We start from the raw sequence: 12,792 nt of genomic DNA on the forward strand, positions 1-12,792 counted from the left end.
ACATCGAATCCGAACCAACCAATCACACTCTTCAACCGGCCTAACCGGCGGCACGATTTACACAACTTCTCTGACTTGATCAACGGGTCAGCGGAAACGGTAAAATTGCTACTAGAGGAGGGAGTTGATGTAGACTTCGTCCCTACCTCCGATAGCTGGGATCCCCCTGCTACACCACTCTGCGAGGCTGCCTCGGAGGGACACGCTGAGGTCGTAAGTCTCCTGTTGGAGGAAGGAGCTGATTACTCGGTCAAGGATGATGAAGGAAGAACTCCACTCCAGCTTGCCGCCGCAGCCGGATTGGACTTCCCCCGATAAAGTGGTTCTCCCGCACTTTCCGTGCTATGCCCTGTAGAGGACCCGCTTACGAAGCAAGTTGAAGCTCGCCCGGCCATACATCTGCCGCTTGATCATCTTGAGCCGGTTAATCTGGCCTTCGGCCTGGCCGTTGCTCCAGGGCTCAGTGAGTGCCGCTCGCACGGCAGCATAGTCCTGTCGAAGACCTTTGGCGAAGGTATCGAACCCCTCGACCTCCGACCCGGAGCAGGAGTTGAGCCACGAGTCCAACTTGTCTACTATCCGTTCACGAATCATGGTAACATAGGACCGAGCAAGGTTCCAGATCGAACCGACAGCGGCATCGCCTCGAAGGATCTCCAGCAATTGCGCTTCATCTGAACTCAGCGTTTCGGGATCCCGGATCAGAAGCCAGGCCAGGCGACGCGGTGCAGGAAGCTTGCCCTGTTGCTTCCTCGCCTTTGGCTCGGAGAGGCAATCTGCGCGGTACTTTTTCGGAGTGCAGGGATGCGGCTCAGTCCGCCGCTCCTGGGCCCACCGGGAGACAGGCCGTTTTGAACCGGTATAGCCTCTTTCCTTGAGCTCGCGAAAGAGCCCGAGGGCACTTCGGGCCCCTTCAGTCCAACGCTTTTCGAGATACGACTCATAGGGAGCAAGGATGCTCGGGCGAGCCGGATGCCGGGTCCACTCTGGGAAAACGTCGGCCGAGAGGTACTTCCGGACGGTGGTTCGGTTCATTCCGAGAGCCCGGCTGATCTGGCTGATATTGAGCCCCTCTTCGCTATGGAGACGACGAGCTTCTACGTACCGCCCCAAGCGAGCCTCACGGGCCGCTTCGGAAGCGGCGATTTCACCTTTCGAGCGTCGTTGAGGAGGGTTCGACAGCACCACGCTGGTCGCAGACAGGCCCTTCAGATCCTGCAAACGTCCCTTTTCGCTATGAAAGAAGCGCTCCAGGAGCTGCCGGAAGTTGTGCAACAAGTGCCATCGGTCAGCCACCTGCACGGCCTTGGGTGCTCCTTCGGTAATCCCACGAGCATATTCAGTGGAACGATCGCGAGCGATGATTTCGATTCCAGGGTGGGCCTGAAGCCAGCGTTTCAATCCATCGGCAGTCCGATCTGGAAGCACGTCCACGGGACGCCGCTTCTCAAGATCGATCAGAATCGTTCCCCAAGCCCGGCCTTTCCGCCAGGCCCAGTCGTCGACACCCAAAACACGGGGTGCGGGCTCCTCCGAAAGAGGATGTCGATGGAGCATCCGGAGAAGAGTGTCTGGGCTCGTGCTCATCCGAAGCAGATCCAAGAGCCGGGCTCCGGCTTCCGCTCCCACCGCAAACCCAACGTGGGTCTGCGTCTCGGCAAGGCGGTCCGTTCGCCTCGCATGCGCTGGAAGCAAGCTCGGTAGCGGCTCGGCGAACGTGCTACGCCTGCACCTTTCATTTAAGCAGCGGAAACGGCGGAGACGTAGATGAAGCCGAACCGATTGGTCGCTAATGGGAAGATCGGCAGGCGACCGATGGTAGTAACTGTGGACGCGATCAGAATAGGTACCGCAGGAGGGACAGACGCCACCTGGAGCGTTACCGGTCGCGTGGACACGAAGGCCATTGTCAGTCCGCTCAATCGCAGTCGGCGAGCAACCGAGGAGAGAAAACGGAGCAGGAAAAGCGGTCATCGAAGGAAAATCTGGCGAGGGAAATACCTTCCTCGCTACAATTCCTGTACCACTATATGAGCCTTCAGCACGAAAAGTGCGGGAGAACCGATAAAGTGGACACCGCACGGCTTTCACGCCGCGACGGGTAATTGAGGTTCCTGAGGTTGTGAATGATCTCGTGAACGGTACTCTTTTTCGTAGTTTTTCGGCGACTGGTAGCCGATGGCCGAGTGCAACCGATGCGGATTATACCAGCCTTCCACGAAGTTGAAGACTCCAAGGCGAGCCTCCGATCGGGTTGCAAACGAGGTGCGCTCGATGAGTTCGCATTCGAGGGTGGCAAAAAAGCTCTCGCACATTGCGTTGTCGTAGCAATCTCCAGCTGAACCCATCGACGGGCGAACGCCCTCATCCTTGCAACGCTGACCGAAGGCGAGAGCTGCGTACTGGGAGCCCTGATCGGAGTGATGAATCGTCTCCTTCGAGTTTCGCTGTTGGGCGGCCATATCGAGCGCCTCAAGCACGAGCTCAGTCCGCAGGTGGCCGGCCATGGCCCAGCCGACGATCCGCCTACTGAAGGCGTCGAGCACGACTGACAGATACAAGTAGCCCCCGTCGGTCGGCACGTAGGTGATATCAGCCACCCAAAGTTCGTCGGGCTCGGATGCGGTGAAGTCGCGATCTACGAGGTCAGGAGCAGGACGCCTGCTATCATCCCTGATTGTCGTAGAAGGCCGTTTTCGGCGGCTTACGCCACGCAAATCAGCGGCTTTCATGAGCCGAGCCACGCGCTTTTCGCCGACACGGATGCCTTCGCCTTGCAAAGCGGCGTGGACGCGAGGGGCCCCGTAGGTGCCTCTCGACCGGTTGTGTATCTCCCTGATTTTCTCGGTCAACATCGCGTCTTTTCGGTCTCGCTTCGAAGGTGGGCGTTTTCGCCATGCGTAGTAACCGCTCCTGGAAACCCGGAGCACGCGACACATCACGCTGATGGGGAATTCGGCCTGGTGCGCGTCTATGAACCGGAAGATTTTGGCGGTACATCTCCCGTCTCCCTCGCGAACCAGGCCGTCGCTTTTGCCAGGATATCCCGCTCTTGCTTCAACTGACGCAGTTTCTTGCGCAGCTTGCGAAGCTCCTCCCGTTCATCGGTGGAGAGCCCTTCGGCGCTTTTTCCTTCGTCCCGATCGGCCTGTTTTATCCAATTTCGGATGGTTGTCTCCGTTGGTTCGAACTCGTCGGCCAGATCCGAAGGTGTTCGCCCATTCCGAGCAAGTTCGACGATCTGGTCTCTGAATTTTTGCGGGTATGGTGGACGTGTTCTTGGCATGGTTGGTCTCGGTTGGTTGACGAAAGTGAAAGAACGTCCACCAAACCGGGGGAGGTCCACATCAAAAGCAGTAGAACTTTTGTTAGAGGAAGGTAGTGACCCGACTCAAACAGATGATAACGGATGGAGCCCAATCCACGAGGCCGCAAGATCGGGTTCGGCGCGAACGGTCAAGATTCTTCTGCAGAAGGGAGCCGACGTGGACAGAATGCCTTCATCAGAGGGGTGGCGAGCACCTGCGGCTACACCGTTGCACGAAGCAGCCTCAGAGGGATTTTTCGAGGCTACGGAAGTCTTGCTAACGGAAGGTGCCGACCCTACACTCGCAGATGATAAAGGCATCGCTCCAATCCACAAAGCTTCAGAGGCTGGATCTGCGCAAGTGGTTGAACTATTGCTCGAACACGGCGCAGACGCGGTTCGAGTGAGCGGAGCGGAAGATCACCGCAGAATTCCGATTCATAAGGCTTCGGCATCTGGGTCTCCGGAGGCAGTAAAGCTCCTTTTGGAAAATGGGGCTGATCCGACTCAAACTGATGATGAGGGAAAGGCTCCGATTCATTCAGCAGCGTCCAGCGGTTCCCTGGAAACGGTGAAGCTGCTCGTTGATAGCGGAGCTGATCCCCAACGCGACACCTGGGAAAAAGGAGACGGACTCAGTGAAGGAAAAGTCACTCCAATCCTTCCTGCTGCGGAAAATAACTCGTTGGAGATTCTAAAATATCTGGTCGAAGAGGGCAGCGGAGTTAACTGTGCCGATGAGGATGGTCTAACTCCCCTCCACTATGCTGCCGAAAAAAGTAAGGAGGCAACTGATCTGGTCCTAAGAGCAGGGGTAAAAATCGATCAAACAGACGGGGTCGGTGTTACCCCGTTGCACCGAGCAGCTGGTTCAGGTCGGGCAGGGGTGGTAGAGTTGCTGCTCGATGGTGGAGCTGATGCGAACTGTGCTGATCAGGACGGAGAAACGCCTCTCCATTTCGCCGTATCCGCAGACGCCGGAAAAGTGGTTAAACTCCTCGATGAAGGTGGGGCCGATCCTAATCGCTCGGATGATCAAGGAAGGACTCCCCTACATAAGGCTGCGGATCGAGGCAGTCCAGATGCCGCGAAAGAGCTTCTTGAAGCTGGTGCGGATCCAGACGCTCTTGATGATTCTGGCAGGACGCCCGATGATGTCGCCAAGGAGGGAGGTGTTGGGAGGCAGCAGGAGGTGTTAGACGTGATTCTGTCCTTCCGAAACTGAAACGAGGGATGCTGACCTCGATACGTTGAGTAGTGATTGAGAAACGCCTTTTCATGAGTTAGCGGCATACAGCGACGGGAGAGATTTCGGGGTTTTCCAAGCACTTCTCGAAAACGATGCCGCTCCGAGTGCGGTCGACAGAAATTGAAAAACACTTCTGTATCGGACAGTTCTAAATAGGTCGGCGAGCGACATTGCGGAGGTCGTTGAACTGCTGATCGAATATGGCACAGGTCCAACTCGCGCCGTCGAGAGAACCCCGCTGGAGGGGGGCGGAAGATGGGTTCTATGTCTCTCCCTCGCTCTTAGGCGTCCCACCAGTCCAACCTTTTCGGGCGCACCTCACCGAGGGCTGTTTTCACTAACGTGTCTGCGAGATTTGTCCGTTTCGTGGGACGTAGAGCCGCTCGTAGACCTCTGTCGCGTACTCGTCGGTCATGCCCGCTACGTAGTCACAGATCACGCGGTGAGCGGCCCCTCGGTCCTCATTGTCTCGGGCAGCTTTGTACCGGCGGCGATACCACGGCTTGAGCAGGTTCTCCGGATCGGAGGCGAGCGCCTCGAAGAGGCGAATGATGAGATGCCGTCCCCGGTATTCCATTTGCTGAGCGGACGCCCGGTCAATGACGTGCTTGGCCTTAACCGTATCGAGAGCCTCCAAGAACGTCTCGGCGGGTTCCGTTAGGCGGGCGGTCCAGTCGAGAAGGGGAGAGGAAAACGTACCGCGCTGAACAAGTTCAGTGGAAAGAACAAACGCGTGGACGAACTGGCCGACGGTCTGCTTGCGGGAACCAGTGTTGTAAAGATCGGACACGATCGTTTCTAGATCGGGAAGTCCCACGTTTTCTCCCCAGGATTGATTGAAGCGAGGCTCCAGGTAGGCCATCAGATCTTCTCGATCGATCAGCCGGAGCTTAATCGCGTCCTCCAGGTCGTGCACCCCGTAGGCGATGTCGTCCGCTACGTCCATGATGCTTGCATCCAACGACTTGTACTGGGTTTTGCCGTTTTCTTCAGCGGACGGAGCCCTCGCCAGCGACTGAAACTCGGCTCGGTCCTCAGAGGAGAGGGGATCCAGAATCCAATCGACAAGGCCCTCGTCTTCCTCGAAGTAGCACTTGGGAGGCGTCCAGTTGGACCTGTTCATTTGATGGGGCCGGTCCGGCGGGTCGGGCCACTCGGTACGGGAGACAGTGTTGTAGGAGGCCGGATACTTCAGCACACCGAGGAGCGTTCGTCGGGTCAAGTCCAAGCCCTGCGCCTCCGTGTAGGGTTCCAATCGACCGAGTAGCCGAAGCGAATGGGCGTTGCCCTCAAATCCGCCGTGCTCACGCATGACGTAGTTGAGCGCAATCTCGCCGCTATGGCCATACGGTGGATGACCAATGTCGTGGCCGAGCGCAACTGCCTCGATCAGAGACTGGGAGGGAAGATGCTCACAACCAGTTTTCTCGTTCTCCAAATAAGAAGCGAGCCCCCGGGCAATCTGTGCGACTTCTAACGAGTGGGTAAGGCGCGTGCGGTGAAAGTCGCTTTCACCAAGGCCAAGCACCTGCGTCTTGCCTTGGAGGCGACGGAAAGCACTTGCATGAAGCAGGCGCGATCGGTCGCGATCGAACGGAGAACGGGGGTCATGCAGCCGTGTTGTTGCGTCTTCGGATCGGCGGGCCGTCCATTCAGACATGTCTGAAGGAGAAGGGGTGATCACGATTCGATACAGCGTGTACGGACGTCGGTAGAGAAAGCACAATAGCCCGTGGCCTTCTCGCCCGTAACCTGCCTCCCGTAACGAGTTGGCTGAAAGCCGGATCCGGAGATTGTGACCGGATTTAGTTGCGGTCTCGCTCGCACCTATCAGGCTTGCTCACGTCCCCTGGTAGGTTCTCAAATTGGCCCATTGTGCAGGAGGCAGCTTTCGAAAAGAGTTGAGTTTTCTCAATTATGGAGCGAGCCTGACTTGCTTCTACTGGTTGGGGGCCAAAGAACCAGTGGCTTGCGGGAGAAGCCGTGGGGGAATTACACGTCCATTGCACGTCGCCCCCGTCAAAACCACGCGGACTTTGAGGCGGCATATCTACGTGTATAGGTGCTCACGTGGGGGGGCGGCCGAATTACACGTCGAATAAAACATCTTTGCACGTCTTCGCGATTCCTCCCGGGCAACCTCATTCGCTGTCCGCGAGCCGCCATCGGGCCCCGCGCCCCCGTCCCTCCAACTCGACCAGGTCGAGCGAACGAAGCGTCTGGAGGTTGTCCTGTACTGTCCGTTGGGGCACGTCTCCAAGGGCATTCATAATATCGGAAAGTGAGGCCTCCTTCGCCTTCGCGACAGTTTTCAAGATCTCGCGCTGGAGATTGCTAAGGTCGTGCTCGATGCGGGTTGGCGGGACGTAATGAACTGGGCGAAAGCGCACGACAATCTCCCCGCCCCGCTCCTGGAACTCTGGGGGAACGAGGCCTGCCTCTTCGGTAAGCTCGACCATTTTCACCGTGCCTCGTCCCCACTGCTCGATGATCCCGCGCCGGTAGAAGGTATCCGCGACGAGGTCGTTGCGAATTTGAGACGTGTGCGGCTCGGTCAGCTCTTCAATCGTGATCCCGGGCGGCAGGGTGCCGGTGTTCGTGATCTCCAGGCGGTCATCGAAGATAGCCACGCCAATGGAGCCGCCCTGGAGCGCGTAGTCGCGGTGGCAGAGCGCATTGGCCAATGCCTCCCGGAGGGCCTCCATCGGGTAAAGGGGGGCGTCCTCCCGCTCCATTTCGTCTGGACGCACCTCGCTTGCAATCGGCAGGTGCTCCCGAAGAAACTGCTGGGCCTGCTGGAAGAGCTTGAACGCGTTCCCTCGCACCTGGCGGTTGTCCTCAAACTCGCTTTTGGTCGTCCCTCGGAACCGTGCCATCCGTAGGAGGCACTGCGGATAGTCGGGCATAAAGAGGCGGTCTTCCCCGAAGAGCACCACAGCGGCGTTCAAAACCTGCCCGTCATGCATCAGGCCGAGGCCTCGAAGAAGATCTTCAGGGTCGCGGGTTCCGGGTTCCTCCATCCGTCCACGGTCGATCGCCGCATTGATCGTCCGGGTGATCTCGGAAGCATCAAGGTCGCCCACTCCTATATTCGAGGCCGGACGGGCCTCCCAGCGCCGACGCGGGTCCCGATTCTCTACGAGGCGCTGCTCGTAGGTCTCCTGCTCCATCTGGCGCGTCGTTGGTCCCTGCCGGACGTAGGGACGCCCGTCGTAGGTGTATGGTCCCGTGCGGTCGCCCGGCACGCTGATGACGATGACTGCACGATCTCCCTCTACCGGCACAATCTCCGGATCGAGGACCACCTGGGGTTCAATCTGGCTCAGTTCACGCGCGATGTCCTGGCGCGTGGAGTCCGATACCTCCTGACCGACGATGTCCCCGTTGTCGGTGACCCCGAAGAGCACGTGCCCACCCCGTCCATTCAGCATTCCGCAGACCGACCGGGCCGCGGCGCTCCGTTGCCCCGTCGACCGCTTGAACTCCACCTGCGGAGACTCCCCGCCTTGGACGATGCTTCGAACCTCATCAAGAGTCATAGAGCGGCGCTCGGCGAATCGTTGAGTTGCAGCGAACGAATCAGTACTCTTCGGCAGGGCGAGGAGGCCCCAATCCCACAGGCTGTGGCAGGGAACTTAGGCATCGCCTTCCGAACAAGCGGTATGGATTCGAAGAAGCGGCGTTCGCCACGCAAGGCTATCCACATGGGTGGCTTCGACACAACTCGGTACGGGCCTATTCCTGTGCGTCCCGCTTCGAGTGGAACCCGTCCTCCCCCATTGACTCAACGTAGCCTGCGGTGTCGAGAACTGTCCGTAGTCGAACGGGAGGAAGAAGGCCATCGGGTGAGCCAGCGGCTCGCTCGGCATACCAGTGCAGGTAGCGCTCGGAGGTCGAGTGGAGACCGGTGCGGCGACAGGCGAGGTAGGCGACCGACTCGGCCTCTATTTCTTTCTGGTCCCTGTCGGTGCTGGGACATTCGTCCCACCAGGCCTCCGTATCAGTGCCGAGGTGTCCGCAGAACAGGTGGCCCAGTTCGTGGGCGAGGGCTCCGTACTGTTCTTCCCTTTCGAGATTCTTGTTGATCACGACGCGATAGAGACAGTCGCTTGGGTTTTGCGGGCCAGTCTGAAACGGTCTCCGTTCAACCTGTCCCCCGTGACGACGATGGAGATTTGCGCTACGTCGGACAGCCACCTTCTCCTGTTTCCGGCAATTCTGGAGCGTTCGGGACCAGGTTTCGTCTCTCAACTCTCCTTCGACGGCGAACGGATCGGTCACCTTTTTGTGCAGCTCCCCGGCCTCTTCGGAGCGGGGTTCGGTGTCGGGGAGGTCATACACAAACAGCACCGGCCCGAACGGCTGGAGGATCACGTACGGCCGGGCCCCAGGCTTAGGGACCCGGTCGAACCGCTCTCGCCATTGCCTGCGGGTCGCCGTAAATGAGACGCCCGGATTCTGGACGTGAAGGAGCGCGGCATTGTAGGGCGAGTACTGCGAAAACTTCCCCACGAAGTCGAGGAAGCGTTTATACTCTTCCGCGCGGCGGTACCGAACGGACTTGCGGAAAAGCTGACTGAGGGCAGCGACCTCGCCTGGGTCTTGTGATTCCTCCTCCGTGGGAGGGCTTTCTTCACCCGACGAGCCAGGTTCGCTGGAGGGGGCTCCCCCGATGTCATGATCGCCTGCTGTGGAGCGTGCAGATAGGGACATGACGAGAGGTGTGGTCCATGAACATGTAGAAGGAGGGCGCAAGCAGTAAATCGAATGACGAGGGCCGGGCTGCCGAGGTCAGTGCTCGTCTCGGCAGTTACTCCTCCTCGGAATCCGAGTCTCCAGGAACCTCCCCACCAAGGGTTGGGACAGGGATTTCGTGGCGGATGCACTGCCGCCGAACCAGGGATTTGCCCACGTCCAAGAGGCGAGCCGCGCCGCTGATCGACCCGGCCTCCTCGATTGCCTCCCGGTAGTCAGCTTCCGAGTATCCTTTCCGGCCTCCCCCGAGCCCGCCCCGGTCGGGCACGTCGAGAATTTCGGGCCCGTCCTCGCCCGGAAGGCGGGGCGGTTCCGACCGGTCAAACCACCACTCGGGGATCTGCCAGTCCGATCGGCCTTCAGACTCCGGCTCAGAGAGATCCTCTTCGAGGCGATCCGGTAGCTCCAGGCCCATTGCCTCGGCGGCGCTCTGCATGTCCGAGTGGCCGTTCGTTTCGTGTCGGCCGTACATGAGGCTCTGCTCCTCGCGGCTGTGGCGGAGGCGGCCCATAAGTCCCGCGATGTTGCCGCCCCCTCGCAGGTAGTGGGCAGCGAAGGTATGGCGGAGGTCTTTGAGGCGAACCCCCTCTTCGTAGCCGTTCTCGGGCGTGAGTCCGGCGTGCTTCCGGGCCTTCCGCCAGCGGTAGTCGAGCTGGCCCTTGCTGAGCCGAAAGGCCCGCTCCTCGGGCTCGCGGCCCTTGAGGAGCATCTGGAGGGCATACATGGCCACAGGGGGAAGGTCAATCCGCGCGCTCCGCTCGCGGGTCTTGTTGTCGCGGACGAAGAGGGACCAGTTCTCTTCGTCGACATCCCGCCCCCGGATGCGGAGGATGGGCGATTTATCGATTCCCGTCGATGCCTTGAGGATAAGAAACACCCGCACCTCCCATTCGCTCGCCGAGATCACCCTATGGAGCGCTTCGGGGGAGAGGACCACGTCCCGCCGGTCGTCTTCGCTCGGGCGATCGGCCTCCCTGAGGATGGCCCGCGCATCGGGGGTGCCGAGCCGGTCCTGAAGAAACTTCGAGAGAAACCCCCAGAGCCCGTTTTTGACCGTATTCGGCTTGTAGCCCTCCGCCTGGATCATGTGGCGGACGCACCGGTCGATGTGGCTCGGCTCGTAGACCCAGCTTACGCGAGCCTCTGTACCAGCGAGCAAAGGGCCCGATGGCTCAACGGTGATCCGAAGGAAGTGCCGCGCGCCGAGCCGATGGTTCTCGTAGTCGAGCGTCTGGGCAAAGGTTTTGACGGCCTCCTTCAAGAGCGGATCGTTGACCCGGCGGGCAAGCTCATCCAATTCATCGCGGCGCCACGCGTGGTACAGGGTCGGAAGATCAATTTTGCCGCCCTTTCCGGGTCCCTCCGGCTCAAGCGCCTCGACCAACTCGTAGAATCCGTCCTCCCAGATGAGCCGAAGGGCCTTCTCCATCTTCTCGGCTGTGGCCTTCCGCTCGGACTTTGTGCTGAGCCGCGAGGTTTTCCCGTAGCCGGGGAGGACGATTTCGACCTTGTACTTAGAGCTGTTGCTGGCCTTAAAGGGCATGACAACTCCTTATCTCATGGGTTTAGTTCAGTCTGGAGGGGAGTCCTCATCCGAGAGAGCGGGCAGTTCGCTGTTATAAGGACGGCCGTTTCCGCTCTCCTCATCGGAGCGTGAGGAGCGCCTGTTTGATTGCCGGGACTCGGGGAATTCAGTTGCAAATTCAGTGTCCAGTCTGGCTGGCGACTCGCTCATGTGCTTCTCAACGTCGACTCCTTCGTAGCGCAGGATGTCGATGCCACGGTATCGAATTTCACCACCTTTCCAGTCCGATCGGGGAAGCTCCTCCTCGGATTTCTTCCGGACATTGTCTGCGGACACGTTCCAGCGGTCCGCTACGAAGGAGACCGAGTAGAGCGCATGTAGCTCAATTCCCTTGACTTCAATGTCTCCGCGTTGATCGACTGCAGATCTTCTGTCAGAAGTCGTGCCAAGCTCCTCGATGATTCTGGTCACCAGCTTTGATAGAAGTCGCTCCTCACGCTGTCGGAGCGCGTCTGCGAGCCGCCTGACAAGTTTCTCAGTGTCGATTTGAAGCTCCATCTCTGAGGGGGGAGCCGGGCCAGTACCAACGCGAGGTCGCGTTGGCCCCTATTCTCAGATGAGAAGCTCGTTCGTGGCACAGAGGCAGTCGCATGGACGCATTTTCCGGGGGTTTGTCCATGCGTTCCGCAAGCAACGACTCTTCCCAGCAGGGAGAGCCCTCCTTCTTCCCGTCACCACGGATTCAAGGAGGATGAGAACCGGTTGGCATGGACAAAAATCACCGTCTCTCGTCCACGGCGCTCCCGGATAGAACTCGGGGGACGTAGGTCCCCGCAGCCCACAGATCTACTCCTCGCGGCGCCGGAATGCCTCATTTAGGGCCTTCCGGACGCTTCGCTCATCGGTGTGCCCGTTATATTCGCTCTCCAGTTTGTACTCCCGTCTCGCGATGTTGACGCGTTCGGCTCGGGGCCGGTCGGCGTGCTCGGCCTGTACCGCGTCGGCGATGTCAGACGGGGAGGGAAGGGCCGTTCGCTGGTCGCTGTCGTACGCCTCATAGCCGCCGAGGTAATGACCCACCTCATCCAGCACCTCAAGGGCAATACCGTGCCGAGCAGCGTCCAGGGCCCGGCGGCCGAGTTCATCAATCTCACCGGCAGTGAGGCAGTAGACTTTTAGCTCCACGGCAGGCTCGTCGTCGACTTCTTCGGGGGGGCGGTATTGCCAGCCGGTGGTGTCGTGAACCGCTTTGCAGAGCATCTGTCGAGGTATCGGAGCCTTCACATCTGACAGCGTAAGTTCAGCGGCAGGCTCCCCCTCCGGCAGCGCGAGCATCTGCTGCCAGAGCCGACGGAGTTGAAGCGACTGTTCGTCCTCGTGGTACGAGCGCCGACGCTCTTCGACCTCCTGAAAATCCTCGTAGTGGACCCCGTCCCAGTCCTGGCGGAACTCCTCGCGGAACGAGACATCCTTTCCGGTCATCTCCGAAAAGCGGTCAGAGAAGAATCCCGCGTTTGAAGCATAGCCATTTACGTCGAGGAATGCGGCGTGTCGGACTGCGATCTGCCAGAAAACGCGTTGCATGTCGATTGTAGCTTGAGACATCGTAGTGTGAGTTTTGCTTTTGAGGTTCAGTGGTGTCGTCTTCGAGTGGGGGTACATTCGACTTTGGGTTATCGGCGTAGAAAGGCTTCGGCGGGGCGTCGCGGCCGCGGCGCCGTATTGGAGTACGGGCGTTTAGCTTTCGACATCAGCGTCTGGGCGGATGGACAGCGTGGAAGCTTTGGTTGGCTCGGGCTATTCACCTCGGCGAGCCAATCCTCAGTTCCAGAAGCTCGTCGTAGAAGGCTTGCAGGCCTTTGGTCTTTAAGTCGTCCCATCCCGACTTTGGCTCTCGGTAATCGGGCCGGTTCGGGTCTGATGAGAGGTCCAACCCCAGGATGGCGGCGCGGAGTG

Annotated in this window: 10 protein-coding genes; 2 read left to right on the top strand and 8 right to left on the bottom strand. The window is 59.4% G+C overall.

Annotated features, from left to right (window positions below; all coding sequences use genetic code 11):
- On the top strand, positions 1–318 hold a 318-nt coding region (locus ABEL04_RS07030), incomplete at its 5' end, for an ankyrin repeat domain-containing protein (RefSeq protein ID WP_375801676.1).
- A 24-nt stretch (positions 319–342) separates the two neighbouring features.
- On the opposite strand, the gene ABEL04_RS07035 is transcribed toward ABEL04_RS07030, so the two are convergent.
- Together ABEL04_RS07035 and ABEL04_RS07040 are read right to left on the bottom strand one after the other, a co-directional pair.
- Complete coding sequence (locus ABEL04_RS07035) at positions 343–1,974, bottom strand: ISL3 family transposase (RefSeq protein WP_375801677.1); 1,632 nt, start codon at positions 1,972–1,974, stop codon at positions 343–345.
- Between the two features lie 113 nt (positions 1,975–2,087).
- A protein-coding gene (locus tag ABEL04_RS07040) for an IS3 family transposase (RefSeq protein ID WP_375801678.1) occupies positions 2,088–3,286 on the bottom strand; the annotation gives its coding sequence in 2 pieces (ribosomal slippage) (positions 2,088–3,037 and positions 3,037–3,286; 1,200 coding nt in all).
- On the opposite strand from ABEL04_RS07040, the gene ABEL04_RS07045 reads away from it, so the two are divergent.
- The gene (locus ABEL04_RS07045) at positions 3,285–4,532 is read left to right on the top strand and encodes an ankyrin repeat domain-containing protein (protein WP_375801679.1); all 1,248 of its coding nucleotides are present in this window, start codon (positions 3,285–3,287) and stop codon (positions 4,530–4,532) included. The genes ABEL04_RS07040 and ABEL04_RS07045 overlap by 2 nt on opposite strands.
- A 361-nt stretch (positions 4,533–4,893) precedes the next feature.
- On the opposite strand, the gene ABEL04_RS07050 is transcribed toward ABEL04_RS07045, so the two are convergent.
- From ABEL04_RS07050 to ABEL04_RS07075, 6 genes are all read right to left on the bottom strand, one after another.
- A complete protein-coding gene (locus ABEL04_RS07050; RefSeq protein ID WP_375801680.1) occupies positions 4,894–6,216 on the bottom strand; it encodes an anti-phage deoxyguanosine triphosphatase in 1,323 nt (440 codons plus the stop codon).
- Between the two features lie 481 nt (positions 6,217–6,697).
- Positions 6,698–8,095 carry an ATP-binding protein gene (locus tag ABEL04_RS07055; protein WP_375801681.1) on the bottom strand — a complete coding sequence of 466 codons (1,398 nt, stop codon included), beginning with the start codon at positions 8,093–8,095 and terminating at the stop codon, positions 6,698–6,700.
- A gap of 196 nt (positions 8,096–8,291) precedes the next feature.
- Complete coding sequence (locus ABEL04_RS07060) at positions 8,292–9,269, bottom strand: ImmA/IrrE family metallo-endopeptidase (RefSeq protein WP_375801682.1); 978 nt, start codon at positions 9,267–9,269, stop codon at positions 8,292–8,294.
- Positions 9,270–9,366: 97 nt separating this feature from the next.
- A complete protein-coding gene (locus tag ABEL04_RS07065; RefSeq protein WP_375801683.1) occupies positions 9,367–10,854 on the bottom strand; it encodes a tyrosine-type recombinase/integrase in 1,488 nt (495 codons plus the stop codon).
- Between the two features lie 27 nt (positions 10,855–10,881).
- Positions 10,882–11,394 carry a hypothetical protein gene (locus tag ABEL04_RS07070; protein WP_375801684.1) on the bottom strand — a complete coding sequence of 171 codons (513 nt, stop codon included), beginning with the start codon at positions 11,392–11,394 and terminating at the stop codon, positions 10,882–10,884.
- Between the two features lie 288 nt (positions 11,395–11,682).
- A complete protein-coding gene (locus ABEL04_RS07075; protein WP_375801685.1) occupies positions 11,683–12,441 on the bottom strand; it encodes a hypothetical protein in 759 nt (252 codons plus the stop codon).
- Between the last annotated feature and the right edge of the window lie 351 nt (positions 12,442–12,792).

Source organism: Salinibacter sp. (assembly GCF_042218895.1).
In the GTDB taxonomy this organism is placed as follows: domain Bacteria; phylum Bacteroidota; class Rhodothermia; order Rhodothermales; family Salinibacteraceae; genus Salinibacter.